19 protein-coding genes are annotated in these 16964 nt (G+C 60.8%); 9 read left to right on the top strand and 10 right to left on the bottom strand.

The genetic code is table 11. From position 1 onward, the window contains the following. Positions 1-2: 2 nt before the first annotated feature. The 3 genes from ACQY8Q_RS14205 to ACQY8Q_RS14195 form a co-directional block, all read right to left on the bottom strand. Positions 3-353 carry an ArsC family reductase gene (locus ACQY8Q_RS14205; RefSeq protein ID WP_428427164.1) on the bottom strand — a complete coding sequence of 117 codons (351 nt, stop codon included), beginning with the start codon at positions 351-353 and terminating at the stop codon, positions 3-5. A gap of 167 nt (positions 354-520) precedes the next feature. After that, positions 521-1579: a M14 family zinc carboxypeptidase gene (locus tag ACQY8Q_RS14200; RefSeq protein WP_428427163.1), complete on the bottom strand. Its 1059-nt coding sequence runs from the start codon at positions 1577-1579 to the stop codon at positions 521-523. A gap of 190 nt (positions 1580-1769) precedes the next feature. Further along, entirely contained in the window at positions 1770-2417 is a 648-nt protein-coding gene (locus ACQY8Q_RS14195; RefSeq protein ID WP_428427162.1) for a 2'-5' RNA ligase family protein, read from the bottom strand. 225 nt (positions 2418-2642) lie between these two features. Between ACQY8Q_RS14195 and ACQY8Q_RS14190 the strand changes: the two genes are divergently transcribed. Together ACQY8Q_RS14190 and ACQY8Q_RS14185 are read left to right on the top strand one after the other, a co-directional pair. Then, complete coding sequence (locus ACQY8Q_RS14190) at positions 2643-3140, top strand: methylated-DNA--[protein]-cysteine S-methyltransferase (protein ID WP_428427161.1); 498 nt, start codon at positions 2643-2645, stop codon at positions 3138-3140. Between the two features lie 59 nt (positions 3141-3199). Further along, a complete protein-coding gene (locus tag ACQY8Q_RS14185; RefSeq protein ID WP_428427160.1) occupies positions 3200-3763 on the top strand; it encodes a methylated-DNA--[protein]-cysteine S-methyltransferase in 564 nt (187 codons plus the stop codon). A gap of 65 nt (positions 3764-3828) precedes the next feature. Here the strand turns inward: ACQY8Q_RS14185 and ACQY8Q_RS14180 are convergent, their stop codons facing one another. Then, positions 3829-4752: a LysR family transcriptional regulator gene (locus ACQY8Q_RS14180; RefSeq protein ID WP_428427159.1), complete on the bottom strand. Its 924-nt coding sequence runs from the start codon at positions 4750-4752 to the stop codon at positions 3829-3831. 106 nt (positions 4753-4858) lie between these two features. Here ACQY8Q_RS14180 and ACQY8Q_RS14175 point away from each other — a divergent pair, with 106 nt between their 5' ends. From ACQY8Q_RS14175 to ACQY8Q_RS14165, 3 genes are all read left to right on the top strand, one after another. Beyond that, a complete protein-coding gene (locus ACQY8Q_RS14175) occupies positions 4859-5884 on the top strand; it encodes an NADP-dependent oxidoreductase (protein ID WP_428427158.1) in 1026 nt (341 codons plus the stop codon). A 126-nt stretch (positions 5885-6010) separates the two neighbouring features. After that, positions 6011-6319 (top strand): putative quinol monooxygenase, encoded by a 309-nt coding sequence (locus tag ACQY8Q_RS14170; RefSeq protein ID WP_428427157.1) that lies wholly within the window; start codon positions 6011-6013, stop codon positions 6317-6319. 121 nt (positions 6320-6440) lie between these two features. Then, the gene (locus ACQY8Q_RS14165; RefSeq protein ID WP_428427156.1) at positions 6441-7127 is read left to right on the top strand and encodes a DUF1989 domain-containing protein; all 687 of its coding nucleotides are present in this window, start codon (positions 6441-6443) and stop codon (positions 7125-7127) included. Positions 7128-7153: 26 nt separating this feature from the next. On the opposite strand, the gene ACQY8Q_RS14160 is transcribed toward ACQY8Q_RS14165, so the two are convergent. Beyond that, the gene (locus ACQY8Q_RS14160; RefSeq protein WP_428427155.1) at positions 7154-8101 is read right to left on the bottom strand and encodes a LysR substrate-binding domain-containing protein; all 948 of its coding nucleotides are present in this window, start codon (positions 8099-8101) and stop codon (positions 7154-7156) included. Between the two features lie 130 nt (positions 8102-8231). On the opposite strand from ACQY8Q_RS14160, the gene ACQY8Q_RS14155 reads away from it, so the two are divergent. Continuing rightward, positions 8232-9260: an agmatine deiminase family protein gene (locus ACQY8Q_RS14155; protein ID WP_428427154.1), complete on the top strand. Its 1029-nt coding sequence runs from the start codon at positions 8232-8234 to the stop codon at positions 9258-9260. 83 nt (positions 9261-9343) lie between these two features. Beyond that, positions 9344-10453, top strand: coding sequence for an agmatine deiminase family protein (locus tag ACQY8Q_RS14150; RefSeq protein WP_428427153.1), 1110 nt, complete (start codon positions 9344-9346; stop codon positions 10451-10453). A 118-nt stretch (positions 10454-10571) separates the two neighbouring features. On the opposite strand, the gene ACQY8Q_RS14145 is transcribed toward ACQY8Q_RS14150, so the two are convergent. Further along, positions 10572-11552 (bottom strand): zinc-binding alcohol dehydrogenase family protein, encoded by a 981-nt coding sequence (locus ACQY8Q_RS14145; RefSeq protein ID WP_428427152.1) that lies wholly within the window; start codon positions 11550-11552, stop codon positions 10572-10574. A gap of 11 nt (positions 11553-11563) precedes the next feature. Beyond that, on the bottom strand, positions 11564-12037 hold the full coding sequence (locus ACQY8Q_RS14140; protein WP_428427151.1) for a YybH family protein: 474 nt from the start codon (positions 12035-12037) through the stop codon (positions 11564-11566). A gap of 110 nt (positions 12038-12147) precedes the next feature. On the opposite strand from ACQY8Q_RS14140, the gene ACQY8Q_RS14135 reads away from it, so the two are divergent. After that, positions 12148-13053 carry a LysR substrate-binding domain-containing protein gene (locus tag ACQY8Q_RS14135; RefSeq protein WP_428427150.1) on the top strand — a complete coding sequence of 302 codons (906 nt, stop codon included), beginning with the start codon at positions 12148-12150 and terminating at the stop codon, positions 13051-13053. 48 nt (positions 13054-13101) lie between these two features. Here the strand turns inward: ACQY8Q_RS14135 and ACQY8Q_RS14130 are convergent, their stop codons facing one another. Continuing rightward, on the bottom strand, positions 13102-13572 hold the full coding sequence (locus tag ACQY8Q_RS14130) for a RidA family protein (RefSeq protein ID WP_428427149.1): 471 nt from the start codon (positions 13570-13572) through the stop codon (positions 13102-13104). A 28-nt stretch (positions 13573-13600) separates the two neighbouring features. Next, positions 13601-14635: a quinone oxidoreductase family protein gene (locus ACQY8Q_RS14125; protein ID WP_428427148.1), complete on the bottom strand. Its 1035-nt coding sequence runs from the start codon at positions 14633-14635 to the stop codon at positions 13601-13603. A 111-nt stretch (positions 14636-14746) separates the two neighbouring features. On the opposite strand from ACQY8Q_RS14125, the gene ACQY8Q_RS14120 reads away from it, so the two are divergent. After that, complete coding sequence (locus ACQY8Q_RS14120; protein WP_428427147.1) at positions 14747-15136, top strand: winged helix-turn-helix transcriptional regulator; 390 nt, start codon at positions 14747-14749, stop codon at positions 15134-15136. A gap of 243 nt (positions 15137-15379) precedes the next feature. Here ACQY8Q_RS14120 and guaA read toward each other — a convergent pair whose 3' ends face one another. Further along, positions 15380-16942 carry a glutamine-hydrolyzing GMP synthase gene (gene guaA / locus ACQY8Q_RS14115; protein WP_428427146.1) on the bottom strand — a complete coding sequence of 521 codons (1563 nt, stop codon included), beginning with the start codon at positions 16940-16942 and terminating at the stop codon, positions 15380-15382. Between the last annotated feature and the right edge of the window lie 22 nt (positions 16943-16964).

The raw sequence follows: 16964 nt of genomic DNA, 5'->3' as shown, positions 1-16964 counted from the left end.
GTCTATCCCTGGAAAAGGCCGCTGTAGATTTCCGGCTTGAAACCGGCAGTCAGTTTTCCGTCGCGATCCAGAACCGGGCGCTTGATCATCGACGGCTGGGCGAGCATCAGCGCAATCGCCTTGTCTTCATTGAGATCCTGCTTATCGGCATCCGGCAGCGCACGAAACGTCGTGCCGGAGCGGTTTAGAACAGTCTCCCAACCCAGCGCTGCCGTCCAGCGCTGAAGCGCTTCGCGCGAGATGCCCGAGGCCTTGTAGTCGTGGAAATCATAGGCGATGCCCTGGCTTTCCAGCCAGGTCCGCGCCTTCTTCATCGTGTCGCAATTCTTGATGCCGTAAAGGGTCACGCTCATGCTTCAAGCCATCCATTGGTCGTAGGCAAGCCGATAGCATGACGCAAAGAGGCTGCAAATACGCAACGCGACGCGCCTCTTCATGCAAGCGGCATATTCATGAGAGGCACGGCGCTGCAGCGGTTTGCCGGGGCCTTGCATAACAAGCCCCGGCCGTTCTTTAGACATCAGGCTTCGAGCGCACCCGGCTTGCGCACGGCCTTGGTCTGCTCGTCGCAGGCGATTTTCATCAGGTTGTCGCGGCGGCGGGCGAAACGCTGCGAGGTGCGCGTCGCGACGAGGCCAGCCTGCGGCGCATGGATATCGATAGAGCCGCCTTCCATGCCCGGCGCGGTGATGATCGTTGCCAACAGATCACCGGCAACAACGGTATCGCCGATGGTGCGGTGAAACAGCACGGCACCGGCCTGCGGCGCCCGGATCATCTCGATATTATCAAGCGGCGTCACCTTGCCCTTGAAAGGCTGAAGGGCTTCGACGGTACCGCCAACAGCGCCGCGCGCGGCCAGGAAGCGCCAGAGACCGTCAGCATCCTTGCGTGCCATGTCCGGGTAGACGTCGCGCGTGCCACGAAGCTCGACCGTCACCGCGAGGCGGCCGGGCAGCCGCTTTGCCTTTTCGGCCGTCTCGTGCTTCCAGGCGTAACCGACAGCCTCTTCGAAGGCGCTGCTTTCGCCGTCGGCGAGGAACACGGCTTCCATATCGAGTGCCGATGCCAGATCGGCAGCTTCCGGCCAGAAGGCTTCGTCGACATAGGTGTATTGCACCGATTCATCGTCGCAGTGCAGATCGAGCATCAGATCGGCACCCAGCGCCATGTGCAACAATTGCCGCTTCAGCTGTTCGACTGCCGGATAACGCTCGAGATCCTCGATCAACGTTTCGCGCTCACCGACCGGGATCAGCGGGAACTCGCGGTTGAAATTGGTGCGCGAGCCGAGATCGAAACGGCCCTGCAACTCGCCGAAATGCGATTGCGCCGTGCCAATCGGATTGGCCTGCGGGACGATGGTAATATCGCTGAGGATCGTGCCATCGGCATCCGCCTGACGCAGCTTTTCACACAGGAAATGCAGGAGAGCGGTGCCCGGAAGTTCATTGGCATGCAATGCTGCCTGGATGTAGATTTTCGGCGCCTTGGCGTCGCTGCCCTTGAACCGGATCACCGGAAGCCGCCATTCGGCGCCCGGCGTATCTCCCTTGATGACGATTTCAGAAATGTCCATGCACGTGCCTCCCATTTTGCAATTTCAGGGCTTATGCGGGTTCCAACTGGCGGGCGCAAGACGCCAAAAATGCGGCTTGTCCGGAGCTGCGGCAGCAACATCCTGCCCAAAAAAGGCCGGATTGCCGCATCTCTGAGGAAAAGACAAACGTTTGGCCTGCAGCGCGACAGACTAAACGTATGACGGAACGTCAATCCAGCAACGGCCAGCGATCGAGATATTCATATTCGCTCTTGCCAATGAGGCTGCGGATGAGCACGAACTCGCGCGCAACCCAGCGGACAGGCTCTGCCAGCACATGTTCCGGCACCGGGGTTTCATCATAGAGCACCGTCATGTGCGGCATGAAGCGTGGATTGTAGGTGAAGTTCAGACCCACCGCCCACATTTCCTTGGCGAGCTGCACATGCAGGTCCATCATTTCCTCGCTGCGGATCGCATTGGCCAGGACGACGGCCTTGGCGCTGGCGAAATGCATGGCGCGATCAAAATTCACCTCGAAAGGTGCCGCCTTGACGGTGGCCATCGCCGCCGAGACGGCGAAAACGATATCGTCCGGGAAATCCGGATATTTGCCGATGCCATTCAGCGAGACATGCATCAGCTCATGCGGACGCGGGGTTTTCGACAGACTATAGCGCTTGGCGATGTCCCGTCCCGTCTCGACGGCCTGTAACGCCACCTCCCGCTCGGGCACGAGGGCCAGGAAGAGATTGCTTTTTCCAAGCTCGCCGGCATGTCTCTGGTGGGTCCGGAGCGCCGCAGCACCCCCGCCATGACCGTATGAAAATGACTTCTGTTCACTGCGCGCAATTGCATTCCCGGCTTTTCCAAGCATGGCAGACCTCATCTCTTTTTGGATGTCGCCACTATACCCGAGTCGGGTTTAAGATCAAGAACAAAACGGGAACAATATGAATTTATTCCCACACATCTGTGATGGATGAGGGCGGGAATTGCACCAATTTGACCCTACACCACGAACGGAAATATCACCCTGGACAGGACATTCCAGAGCAAGAAACGGGTGGCGGGATGCTGAAAACTGCGCGAAACTGCGGCCATGATCTACGTTCACAAAATCATCGCCTCGCCCGTCGGCAGACTTGAACTGGTTGCCCGGGACGAGGGTTTGGCTGCCATTCTCTGGGAGAACGATGACCCGAAACGGGTACGGCTCGGCGAACGGTCAGAGAGCCCGGATCACCCTGTTCTGCTTGAAACGGAACGGCAGTTGGGAGAATATTTCGCAGGCGGCCGGACGGACTTTACTGTCCCGCTTGATCTGGCCGGCACCGATTTTCAGAAGGCGGCTTGGCACGCACTGTTGACGATACCCTTCGGCGAAACCCGGACCTATGCTGACATCGCGAGGCAGATCGGTCATCCCACGGCATACCGGGCGATGGGAGCGGCCAATGGCAGAAATCCGGTGTCGATCATCGTGCCCTGCCACCGCGCCATCGGATCGGATGGCCAGTTGCATGGTTTTGCCGGTGGGCTGGATGCCAAGCGATATCTGCTGGCACTGGAGCGCAACCGATTGAACGCGGCGGCCTGACGGACGCCAGTGTATGTTTGACCCCGCCGCCTTGCGCGGGGAACGGAAGGAACGGAACGATGGCAGAGAAAGCACAAACCTATCACGTCTTCAAAACGGCCGGCGGCTATTGCGGTATTGCCTGGAACGATATCGGCATCACCCGGTTCCAATTGCCGGCGCAAAGCGCTGAAGCCACCGAACGCAACGTGCTGCGCCGTGTGCCGGGCGCCGACCCCGGGGCACCGAGCCCGGCGATCAGCGAGGTCATCACTGCCATCAGGCGGTATTTTGACGGCGAGACCATCGATTTCTCGGATGTAGCCGTCGATCTTGATGGTCAGGACGAATTTTTCCGGCAGATCTACCATGCGCTGCGCCGCGTCGGCTGGGGGCATACGACCACCTATGGCAGCCTCGCCAAGGAGCTTGGCGCCGGACCGCAGGCCGCCCGTGATGTCGGTCAGGCGATGGCCAAGAACCCGGTGCCTTTAATCATTCCGTGTCACCGCGTGCTCGCCGCCGGCGGCAAGGTCGGCGGCTTCTCCGCCCCTGGCGGCGCAACCTCCAAGGTCCGCATGCTGGAACTGGAAGGCGTCCATGCCGGCACGCCGGAGCCGGCGCAGCAATCGCTTTTGTTGTGAGCGGCCGGGTTCACCGCTGAACATCCGTTTCGCCGTCCATGCACCGGTGGCGGAAAAGCCAAAGCTCAGGGCGCCTGAAAGTCCGTGCCACGCTCTTGCGCCGCTGCCTCCTTCAGGAGCGCACCGAGCCGGCGTGCGCCCGGTCCCGCGCCGTCCGGGTCGGGATAGACCAGATAGAGTGAGCCCCAGCGCTCGGCACCGGCAATCATCGGCAAGGGAAGCAGCTGGCCGCTCTCCAGCTCGTCGCGGATCCAGTCCTCGACATACCACGCAAAGCCAAGCCCCATGCAGGCGGCACGCACCGAAGTTGATTTATGGCTGACGGTGAGGCGCTGTTCGGCAACGTTCCAGACGCTGGCGCGCTGGCGCTGCTGGCCGCTGTCGCGGATGACCAGATGACGGTGAGCCCGTAGATCCTCCACCGATAGATCGCGCTGTAACTGATGCAGTGGGTGCGACGGAGCAGCCACTGCCAGTGCGCGATATCTCAGCAGCACATCGCCGGTGTAGCCCTGCGGCACCCCATCCGCAAAGATCGCCAGATCCACATGACCGCCCAGCAGCAGCTCGTCGGTGCCGCCGACCACCGATTCGAACAGCTCAATACGGGTTTCCGGAGATTCGTCAGCGAAGCGCTGCAGGCAGCGCAGCAACAGGTCCGTGGGAAAGAGGCTTTCCACCGCCAGACGCAGTTCTTTCTCTCGGCCCTGCGCCAGATTGCCCGCCGCCCGTTCCAGCCGTGCGGATTCGTTCACCAGCGATTTGCCACGCCGGTAGAGCACCTGGCCGGCCTCGGTGAGCTGCGCCTTGCGGCCCTGAACTTCAAAGACGCCGACACCGAGACGTTCCTCGATCTGGCGCACCGCATAGCTGATGGTGGACTGCGTCTTGTTGAGATGGTCCGCCGCCCGGGCATAGCCGCCCTGCTCCACCACGGCCACCAGGGCCTGCCATTGCTCCAGCGATATCCGCATGCGCCCTCCACACATTCAATAGATCGATCATTATCGTCGAAAAATTGAGATTTTTATCCGATCAATTCGAACATAACATCCAATCATTCGATACAGAAGCATCCCAACAGAGAAGATCGTCATGCACAGTCCAGCCCCCCTTGCCCAGGAAATCCATTTGAAGAGCCGCCCCGCCGGTTTGCCTACCCTTGGCAATTTCGAACAGGCCGAAACCCGCCTTGCTCCACCCCAGCCGGGACAGGCGCTGGTGCGAAACCTGTGGATCTCGGTCGATCCCTATATGCGCGGCCGCATGGTGGACCGTGAAAGCTACATCCCGCCTTTCCAGCTGGGACAGGCGCTTGATGGCGCCGCTGTCGGCATCGTCGAACAGTCGGCCGACCCTGCGCTGAAGGCTGGCGACCTGGTGGCGCATTTTGCCGGTTGGCGTTCGCACGCACTGATTGATGCCGCCACTGCCATGAAGATCGACGCCGATCCCACCGGCAAGATCCCTGTCCAGGCCTATCTCGGCGCTCTGGGCTTTCCCGGTCTGACCGCCTATGCCGGCCTCAAGCGGATTGCAAAACTGCAGCGTGGAGAGACTGTGTTTGTTTCTGCCGCCAGCGGCGCGGTCGGCAGTCTGGTCGCGCAGATCGCCAAGCTCATGGGCGCCCGCGTCATCGCCACGGCCGGATCGGCCGACAAGGTCCAGTGGTTGAAAGACGAGCTCGGCGTCGATGTTGCCATCAATTACCGCGACAATCCCGACCTCGGCGCGGCACTGGCGGCGGCTGCGCCCGAAGGCATCGACGTGTATTTCGACAATGTTGGCGGCAACCATCTGGAAGCCGCGCTGACGGTCGCCAACCCGAAGGCACGGTTCATCCTCTGCGGCATGATTTCCGGCTACAACACCGGCAGCGCGCCGGTAGGCCCTGCCAACATCTTTCTCGCCGTGGAAAAACGCATCACGTTGCAAGGCATGCTGGTATCCGACCATGTCGATCTGATGCCGGACTTCCTGCGCGACATGTCCGGCTGGATCAGCGGCGGCCGCGTCAAGCTGCGTGATACCATCGTCGATGGCCTGGAGAACGCACCGGAGGCTTTTATAGGTCTCTTTGAGGGAGCAAATGTCGGCAAGATGCTGGTGCGCCTCGGTTGAGACGACCCCGAAGGCTTTCCCGCCCGCAGTTATGCGGCTGGCTGAAGCATCGGATGAAGAAAATTGGCTTGAACGTTTTTCAGAAACCCGCGAATTGGCCCTGCCTTTTCAATCAATGGAGACCCCATGACGTCCTTTGCAGTGATTATCAAGCACAAGACCCAACCCGGAAAACGGGACGAAGTCCAGAAAGTATGGGAAAACCACATGGCACCCGCCATTGCGGCCAATCCGGGCCATATCGCCTACTTCTATTGCTTCGACAACGCCGATCCGGATTCGATCTGTGCATTCCAGCAATATACCAGCGCCGAAGCGGCCCAGGACTTCCTGAAGACGGAGAGCTATGCGGCCTATCTGAAGGACGTCGAACCTCTCCTGTCCGGCCCGCCACAGGTCACGGCATTGACCCCGATGTGGTCGAAGGGCGCCTGACACGAACGTGAGCGCCAGTGCCGTTTCATGGCACTCAAGAATCGTCAGGCCTTCCCAAGAGAGGCCTGACAGGCATCGTCATGACCGGCGATCCACTCTGATCGGGGCTCGAAATTTAAGTGTGCTGCAGCTGGAATGTCGAGCATCAAACGTGATGCAAATCGAGGCAGCAGGGGCGTGGACGACAATGGACGAAAAATCAGAACCATCAGATCACAGCTCGGTCCGCATTGCGCCCTACTCCGGCCAGGCTATCCGCGTCTCCGCCGGCGAATTTATCCGCATTATCGATCCGAAGGGACAGCAGGTCTCTGATCTGTGGGCTTTTGTGGTGGGGGATACACTGGATTGGCTGAGCACGTCGCAGACGCGCGATATCAATGAAAGCCTGTTTCCCGCCGTCGGAGAGAGTTTTTACAGCGACAAAGGTCGACCTCTGCTGACGCTGGTTGAAAACGGTTCGCCCGGCCCGCACGACATGCTGTTTCCGGCCTGCAATGCCGCCTTGTTCGAACGGGCAGGCCTGCCTGGCCATGCCAACTGCCGGGACAATCTGTTGAAGGCGATGCAGGAAGAGAACATTTCTCTTCCCTTCGTCCCCGACCCCGTCGATTTCTTCCAAAACTCACTGCCATCGCCCGATGGCAAGCTGGACGTTTTCGCGTCAATCAATCCGCCCGGCGGATTTGTCGTGCTGCGGACGGAGTGTGATCTTTTGCTGGTCATCACGGCGTGTTCCGTGGACTTCCATCCCACCAACGGAGATTGCTGCACCGAGATCGACGTCTCTGTTTCTGCAAACCAATAGCGACGACCCCCGACATGGGGCTTATCCTATTCCAACGCCAACGCAGACGGGTTTACTTGAGTCTGACTGTTTTCCGTTGGCCTTGATCGATCAGCCTCTGCCACCAGCCAATCCCAGAGTGCTGTTACCACCGGGTGCCGCAGATTGCGGGGATGGGCTGCCAGCATGAAGGGTTTGGCCGAGGCCATTCCCCTGTCACCGGCGAGTACCAGTTCGCCCTTCGCCAACCGTTCCGACGCCAGGTTGACGCTGCCGAGACAGACGCCGAAACCGCGCGCGGCGGCATCAAGCATGACGCCGGAATCGGAGAAGTTAAGGCCTTTGACGAGGGCGCCGCCATCAAGCCCACCGGCCAGAAACCATTTCTGCCAGTCGTCCTCCGTCTCGTCATGCATCATTGGAAAATCAAGGAGTACTCGTCCGTCCGGATTGGCGGGCATCGTAGATCTTAAGGACGGCGCGCACATCGGCCATACCGTGTCGGTAAACAGGGCAACCGATACCATGCCGTCCCAATTGCCGCGCCCGTGCTTCACCAGGATGTCGATTTCGGATTCGGCCAGGTTCACCTCCTCTTGCGTCGTCACCAGCCATGGTTCCATGTCCGGATGGTCGGCCTTCAGTCTTGCCAGCCGCGGCATATACCAGCCGGAGGCAAGGGATGGCGGCATCGCCAGCACGACCGACCCGGGCTTGGTGTAGAAGCCAAGCCTGCGAACGCCCAGCCGCAGTGTTTCCAGCGTGGCAGCGACGGTGTCGTGGAAATCCCGCCCGGCATCGGTCAGTTCGACGCGCCGGTTGAGGCGCAGGAACAGCGGCTGCCCGAGATGCTCTTCCAATGCGCGGACCTGATGGCTGACTGCCGATTGCGTCATGTTCAGCTCTTGTGCTGCCAGCGAGAAACTGGATAGCCGGGCGGCGGCCTCAAAACCCGCCATCGCCGCCATCGGCGGCAGGTTGCGATATGGGTTCACATGAGAGTTTTTCATCCAACCCCTGAAGGATTCGCGTTTGTGGACCGATTGCAGAGCTTTTACCATCAGGATCACTCTCAATGAGCTTCTGCAGTGTCATTGATGAATAATTTTAATCCTGAGGTCAATAATGCAAAACACCAATGGCACCGCCACGCCAAAACAGTCCGGGTTCCGCATGCCGGCGGAATGGGAGCGTCACGAGCGCAGCTGGATGATGTGGCCGGCAAGAGCCGGGTTCTGGGACGATATCGCCGCCACCAAGCGCGACTATGCGGCGGTCGCCCATACCATCCGTGCATTCGAACCGGTCACCATGGCGGTGCGGCCGGAGGATGCGGCAGAAGCCCGCGCGATGCTGGGCACCGACATCGAGCTGGCGATCATCCCGATCGACGATTCCTGGGCGCGCGACGCTGGCCCCTGTTTTCTCGTCGATGATCACGGCGCGCGGGCCGGCGTGAATTTCAGGTTCAACGCCTGGGGTGGAGCATATCACCCGTATGACAAGGACGACGCTTTTGCCGGCTATGTGCTTCAGCAGGCAAAAGCCCGCACGTTCAATTCGCGCCTGGTCGCGGAAGGCGGCGGCGTGTCGGTGGACGGTGAAGGCACCATCCTCACCACAGAAAGCTGCTTTCCCAACATCAATCGCAATCCGGACTGGACGCGGGACGAGATCGAGCAGGAACTCAAAGAGATGCTTGGCGGCGACAAGGTGATATGGTTGCCTGGCAATCCGGAAGAAATCGAGACGGACGGCCATGTCGACGGTATTGCCACATTCGTTGCACCCGGTACTGTCCTGATCGAGGGTGCCGGAGATCCACAATCCCCGTGGCACGCCATCAATCTGGCCAATATCCGGGTGCTCGAAGGCCAGACGGATGCCAAGGGAAGGCGCATCAAGCTGATCACCATTCCCGAGGCGGCGGAAGTCGAGGCTGTTGGTGACAGATTCTGCCGGTCCTATGTCAATTCGTATCTGGTCAATGGCGGCGTGATCATGCCGCGCTATGGCGTGCGCAGCGACGATCTGGTGCGCGAGACGTTCGAAGCGCTGTTTCCCGGCCGCACGGTGCGCCAGGTTCCCATTGCCAACATCGCCGTCGGCGGTGGTGGTATCCATTGCATCACCCAGCAGCAACCGGCGGCGTGATTGTAGCAGACAATACAAAACTGCGGCTGGGCGCTGGTCACCGCTGAAACACCGCATCCACCCATTCGCGTTAGGAGTTCTTGATGATGAAACGGCGTAATTTCTTGAAGCGGAGCCTGCTGGTTTCCGGAGGCGCGCTCGCAACGGGCGCGTTTGCCAACGGCCTCAACACGACGGCTCTTGCTCAAGACAGCGCGTGGACGATGCCCGATGAAGGGGCGACCCATGCCGCGACCTGGATGGCCTTTGGACCCAGCGCGGATGTCTGGGGCCGCAAGCTGCTTCCCGTGGCCAGAGAAAACCTGGCCAGCATAGCCAAGGCGATTGCGGCGCACGAACCTGTGAAGATGCTGGTGCGCGAGGAGGAATACGATATCGCGGCACGCCTGTGCGGCCCCTCGGTGACGCTGGTGGTGCAGCCGATCGACGACCTGTGGATGCGCGATACCGGGCCGGTGTTCGTCAAGAATCAGGCTGCGCAAGTGGACGCGGTCGGCTTCAACTTCAACGGCTGGGGTGACAAGCAGGAGCACGACGATGATGCCGAGGTCGCCGGTTTCATCGCCAAAACGGTCAAAACCGAATTCATCGAGACCAACCTGGTGCTCGAAGGCGGCGGTATCGAGGTGGATGGCGAAGGCACAGCCATCATCACCGAAAGCTGCGTGCTCAACGCCAACCGCAATCCCGGCCTGAGCAAGGCAGAGTGCGAAAAGGAACTCTCCCGCCTGCTCGGAATACGAAAGGTTATCTGGCTGCCGGGCATTGCCGGCATGGACATCACCGATGGCCATACCGACTTCTATGCGCGATTCGCCACCCCGGGTGTGGTCGTGGCCGGGCTGGATATGGACCCGGAATCCTATGACCATGCCGTCACCAAACGCCACCTGGACATCCTGCGGCAATCAACGGATGTCAACGGACGCAAACTGGATGTGGTGGTCATGCAGGGGCCGTCAGCCGTGCGCAGGAAATATGAAAACAAAGAGTTCGCTGCCGGCTACATCAATTTCTACGTTTGCAACGGCGCCGTCATCGCCCCCGAGTTTGGCGACCGCACGGCGGACAACAATGCCCTCGACATTCTCCGGGACCTGTTTCCGGGGCGTGAAATCATCCAGCTGAACATTGACGGCATCGCTGCAGGCGGCGGTGGAATTCACTGCACGACACAACAGCAACCGGCTTAAACGCCTGCATCCGGGGCATGTGGCGATGGGGTGCAGGATGAGCGATCGAAAATGGCCGGTTGCCCGCGGCATTCGCGGCCAGTCGGCCATTTTCCCCTGAGATTGCCCGTCGCATTATTCAGGTCAGAACAACGATCTTCCCGCCGGCCATGTTCGTCTCCATCGTGCGATGCGCTTCGACGATGTCGTCAAGCTTGAATACGCGGCCAATGTTGATGCGAAGGATGCCCGCCGCGACCTGATCGGCCAGCAACTGTAACGGGGTTCGCATGAAATCCTCTGACCCGCCTGCATAGGTGGTCAGCGACACCGCCGTCGGGATGGCCTCCATCGGGCTGAACTGATCAAACGACCATTGGTCGCCGACCATTCCCGTCATACAGACAACGCCATGTGGGCGGGTGGCGCGCAACGAGTCCCTCAAAGTCGTCGTGCCAACCAGTTCGAGCACCTTGTTGACGCCATTTGGGCAGATTTCGCGGACCTGTCCCGCGATGTCGCCGCTGTCGATCAACACCTGGTCGGCGCCGTTCTCGCGCAGCAAGCGTTCGCGGGCAGGATTGCGCGTCGTCGCCAGCACAAACGCGCCGTGCTTCTTGGCGATTGCCGCTGCGGCCAGGCCCACGGATGTGGTTCCGCCGCGAATAAGCAAACGATCGCGCGCCTTGAGCTGCAGCGCGTTGAACAGCGATCCCCATGCCGTTTGCAGCATTTCGGCCATTGCGCCGAGCGTCTCCCACGGCAATGCCGTCTTGAGTTTCTGTACCTGGGTGGCGGGCACGCAGACATACTCGGCATAACCGCCATCGAACTCGCGCCCCATTCCACCCATCGCAGTGGCGACGATATCGCCGGGGGCAAACATTCCCCCTGGCGCCTCCACGACGATCCCGACCGCTTCGATCCCTAAAATACGCGGGAAGGCGACGGTCGGCGAAAGGCCCCGGCGGGTGAACAACTCCGAGCGATTGAGCCCAAAGGCTTTCACCTGGATCAGCACCTGCCCTTTTCCCGGCACGGGCACCGGCCGTGTTTCAAGTCCGAGCGCTTCAGGGCCTCCTGCCTCGTATATGACGGCTGCCTTCATTGTTGCGGGCATTGTCCTCATCCTTACTGACGTGGCGGGTTGGTGGTGGAGAAGCCGTAGCGGGCGATTTTCCAATCGGCAGAACTGAGTTTCTGCAGGACAAACAGCTCCTGATTGGCCTCTGCAGACGTCTGGCCGTTGGCCAGAATGGTAACGGTGCCGGACGAGTTGGTCCGCGCGAAGGCCCATTCGGGCGCCACCTGAACGATTTCGGCGATGTCGAAACGAACCGACAGCCGGATCGCACCGAACACGTTCTGATAGGCTGTCCGCACTGCGTCGGCGCCAACGCTCGACGGGCTATGCTGCGGCATGAAGACACCGTCGGGAGCATAAAGCTGCATAACAGCGTCGGTATCCGAGCCATTGAGCGCCTTTTCATAGGTGCGCAGCACATGCTCGATGGCAGCCGCGTCGCCGGTCCGTTCTGCAGCTTTCGCTGCGGGCGCCAGGGCCAGCGCGGCGCCAGCCAGAAGGGTGGTTGTGATCTTGGTCATCGATAGTTCCCTGAATGTCGGCGGAATTGCCATATCGACACAATGGACCATTTCCATTTTTGGGATTAGATACGTTTATTGGTAATAATTTTCCCGAATTTGAGAAAATCATGATCGACCTGAACGACCTGGTGATCTTTGCCCGCGTCGCCGAAACCGGTAGCTTTTCAGAGGCAGCCCGGCGTTCGGCCATGCCTGTCTCGACCGTCAGCCGCAGGATCGCCGAATTGGAGAACCAGCTCGACGTCCGCCTCTTCGAGCGTTCGACACGCAGCCTGCGGCTGACGGATGTTGGCGCGGAGATTCTCGAGCAGGCACAACGCGGCGCGGAGGTCAGCGAGGCTGTCGACAGCATCGTCTCCAACCGGCTTTCGCAGGTACGCGGCACACTGCGGCTGTCGGCGCCGCCCAGCATCTCCGAAAACCTGCTGGCGCCGCTCATCGGCGCCTTTCGGGCAGCCTATCCGGCGGTCGAGGTGCATGTACTCGTCGCCGACCGCCATGTCGATCACATCTCGGAGGGGATAGATCTGGCGTTGCGTCTTGGCCCCTTCGCGGATTCCAGCCTGGTCGCGCGCCCTGTCCTGCGCTATCGCCATCGCCTGGTGGCAAGCCCGGCCTATCTGGAAGGACGGCGCGCGCCTGAGCATCCCGGCGAGCTGTCCGATCATCAGCTGTTCGCCTTCGCCTACTGGTCGCAGCAACACCGCTGGACCCTGGAACGGGACGGCGTGCGCGAGACCGTCAGCTTCAAGCCGCAAGTGACGATGAACGACTTTACGGGGCTGGCAGCCTTGCTGGCGGCGGGCGGGGGAATCGGCGAGTTGCCGCCGATCGTCTCGCCCGCTCTGTTCGCAAGCGGGCGGCTGGTCGAAGTCATGCCACAATGGCATTTCCCGACGCGCGATCTATCGATCGTGCATCTCGGCAATCGCCACATCTCCCGGCCGGTACGGATGTTCATGGACTTCGCAGTCCAGATGCTGCCGAGGCTCGCCGGCGACCTGCCCGTCTGAAATCGGATCAAGAAGCAGGAGTTTGTGTGCTCTCGCTGCCGAGCCGCCTTAGCTGGGATAGAGTTCTGCGGTCAGAGTGATCGCGATCGGGACATTTCCCGGCAAATTGCGAACCCCTACCACTGAGCGGGCATGCCCCGCCCTTTCCGCGAACGCGGCGGCCAGCAGTTCGGACGCACCATCCAGTACGAGCGGATGACTGAAGAAGTCATCCGCGCAGGCCACCTGCCCTTCCAGCCGCACGATCTGCCGGATCCGGTCAAAGCTGCCAAGATGGGCGTGAATTTGACCCAAAGCATTCAGGACCGAAAGCTTCGCTGCCTCGCGGCCCTCCTCCACCGACAGGTCGCGCCCGAGCAGGCCCGTATAGGCGAAGCGCCCATCCAAAAGCGGCCCTTGCATCGATACATGGAGCATCGAGCCAGCCTCGACCACCGCACGATAGGCGCCCAGCGGCCGGGGCGGTGATGGAAGCGCCACACCGAGCGCCTCCAACCTGTGCATGACATCGTCAGTCATCACGTTCACTCCCGTATATCGGCCGTTCCTAGGCAGCCCATGGCATGAGGATGATGCTGCCCTGCGCTTCGTTGGCAGCGATACGGCGATGGGCTTCGGCCGCCCCCGACAACGGCAGGATGCTGTCGATCACCGGCTTGATCTGGCCTGCCTTGATCGGATCGAGCCAGGCCGCGAAGTCCTCAATGTCGCCAACCAGCGTACCGCGCAACTGCTTCTGCGTGAAGAAGAAGTTGCGGATGTCGAAACTCACCTCGGTGCCGGCCATGAAGCCCATCGCCACGATGATGCCCTGCGGTTTGACGGCTGCTATGGTGCGCGCCAGAACATCCCCACCGAGATTGTCGATAGCGACGTCGGCGCCCCGTCCGCCGGTCCACTTGTTCACCGCTTCAACGAAATCCTCAGTTTCGCTGTTGATCACCAGTTCCGCGCCAAGGCTGGCCGCAAGCTTCGCCGAAGGCTCGTTCTGCACGGTCGTTGCCACCCGCGCACCAAGGGCGCGCGCCACCTGGATGCTCATCATGCCGGTGCTCGACGCGCCTGCATGGACCAGAACGTGGTCGCCCTGCTTCACCTCGCCGACGAGTTGCACTGCGCGGATGGCGATCAACAGGGAAACCGGCAGCGCGGCGATCTGTTCGGCAGGCAGGCCCGTGGTGTCACGCAGGAGCCAGCGCTCCGGTACAACGATGTATTGGGCGTAGGTTCCGGATATCTGGATGCCGGGAATCGCATAGCTCGCTGCAGCGGTCACCGGCCGGATGTCAGCTTCCGCAGCATCGGTCGGGTATCCCGGCATGGCAATGACGCGATCGCCGAGATTCAAGCCGGAAACATCGGTCCCGAGGCCAACAACCTCGCCGACTGCGTCTGAACCCAAGATATGCGGAAACGCAAGCTCGGGGGTGATGTGTCCGAGACGGACATAGTGATCCAGACGGTTGATGCCGACCGCCTGGACCTTGACCAACACCTCGCCCCGACCCGGGGACGGGGTTGCGACATCCTCTACCTGGATCTGTTCGGGTCCGCCAAAGGCTCTGATAACCGCTGCTTTCATTGTCTTGTCTCCAAAATCGGCCCGGAGGCCAAACCAGGGGCAAAATGCCTCTGTTATAGAGCCCATATATGATGTAGGGTTTTTTCTGTAAGTAGGGACTAAATGGTAACCATGAAAAATAATGACGAGCCCACGCGCGCCAAGGACTTCATCCTGCGGGAAAACTGTCCCCAGCGCCGCATTCATTACATTCTGAATGGCAAATGGACGTCGATGGTCCTCTACGCGCTCAGCCACGGCACCATGCGTACAGGGCAGTTAGAGCGGGCGCTGCCGGGCGTATCCAAGAAAATGCTGACTCAGACACTCAGGGAGGTAGAAGCCAGCGGACTGGTCAGGCGCAACGTGTTCGACGTGGTGCCGCCGAAGGTGGAATATTCGCTCACTGAACTCGGCCAGACCTTCGTCGAGCCGCTGCGCGCGCTCTACGATTGGGCGGAGACCAACTCTTCTGCGCTGGATGAACTCGACCGAAACCAAGCCGGAAGCCAGGCCGGATAATCGTCAGCCAGAGCCCTGGACACATGCTGGTGCCCACGGCTCTCCCAGTTTTGGCACTATCGGGTGCTGCGCTTACCAGTTTATGGCGGCCTTGGCACGGCTTCATACGTTCCGCACCGTAGATTCCGGCGCAAGCCGGCCGGGTGAAGGCCAATACCATTTTGCAGGAGTGAGAACCAATACGATGGTGGCACCCCGGCAGCGAAAACCGCTGCCGAATTTACGACATCGCCACCGGTCGCGTTATTCCCACTCGATCGTGCCGGGCGGCTTGCTGGTCACGTCATAAACCACGCGGTTGATGCCGCGGACTTCGTTGATGATGCGGGTGGCGGCGCGGCCGAGGAAGTCCATGTCGTAGTGGTAGAAATCGGCAGTCATGCCATCGACCGAGGTGACGGCGCGAAGGGCGCAGACGAATTCGTAGGTGCGGCCATCGCCCATGACGCCGACGGTCTGGACCGGCAGCAACACGGCAAAAGCCTGCCAGATGGCATCGTAGAGGCCAGCCTTGCGGATTTCGTCGAGATAGACGGCATCGGCCTCGCGCAGGATTTCGAGCTTTTCGCGGGTGATGCCGCCCGGGCAGCGGATGGCAAGGCCCGGACCCGGGAACGGATGGCGGCCGATGAACGAGTCAGGCAGGCCGAGCTCCTTGCCGAGAATGCGGACCTCATCCTTGAACAGTTCGCGCAGCGGCTCGACCAGCTGCATGTTCATACGATCAGGCAGGCCGCCGACATTGTGGTGCGACTTGATGGTGACCGACGGACCGCCAGTGAAGGAAACGCTTTCAATCACATCCGGATAGAGCGTGCCCTGGGCAAGGAAATCGGCGCCGCCGAGCTTCTTGGCTTCCGCCTCGAACACGTCGATGAACAGGCGGCCGATGGTCTTGCGCTTGGTTTCCGGATCGCTCTCGCCTTCGAGCGCATTGATGAACATGTCCGATGCATCGACATGCACCAGATGCAGATTGTAGTGCTCCTTGAACATGGCAACGACATCGGCCGCCTCGTTCTTGCGCATCAGGCCGTGGTCGACGAGGATGCAGGTCAGCTGGTCGCCGACTGCTTCATGGATCAGAAGAGCCGCTACGGACGAATCCACGCCACCCGACAGGCCGCAGATGACGCGCTTGTCCCCAACCTGCGCCCGGATATTGGCAACGGCCTTGTCGCGATAGGCGGCCATCGACCAATCACCTTTGAGGCCGGCGATCTTGTGGACGAAATTGGCCAAAAGCTTGGCGCCATCCGGCGTGTGCACGACTTCCGGATGGAACTGCACGGCGTAGAATTTCTTCGCCTCGTTGGCGATGAAGGCAAACGGCGCGTTCGGCGAGGTGGCGACGACCTCGAAACCATCCGGGATCGCGGTAACGCGATCGCCATGGCTCATCCAGACCTGATGGCGGGAGCCGACGGTCCAGATGCCGTCAAAAAGCGTGCATTCCTTGTCGATCTCGATAAAGGCGCGGCCGAATTCGCGGTGATGACCGGCCTCGACCTTGCCACCCAACTGCTCGCACATGGTCTGCTGGCCGTAGCAGATGCCGAGAACCGGCACACCGCTATCAAACACCAGCTGCGGCGCACGCGGCGAGCCGATGTCGAGCGTCGAAGCCGGGCTGCCGGACAGGATGATGGCCTTCGGGTTGAGGCGCTTGAAGCCTTCTTCGGCCGACTGGAAGGGGACGATCTCGCAATAGACGCCGGTCTCGCGGACGCGCCGCGCGATCAGCTGGGTGACCTGGCTGCCGAAATCGACGATGAGAACGGTATCGGGATGGACTGTCGCTGTCATGACGCGCTTCCGTTGGCTTGGT

This window comes from Pararhizobium sp. (assembly GCF_965279435.1).
Taxonomy (GTDB): Bacteria; Pseudomonadota; Alphaproteobacteria; order Rhizobiales; family Rhizobiaceae; genus Pararhizobium.
This window is presented reverse-complemented; position numbering and strand designations above follow the sequence as displayed.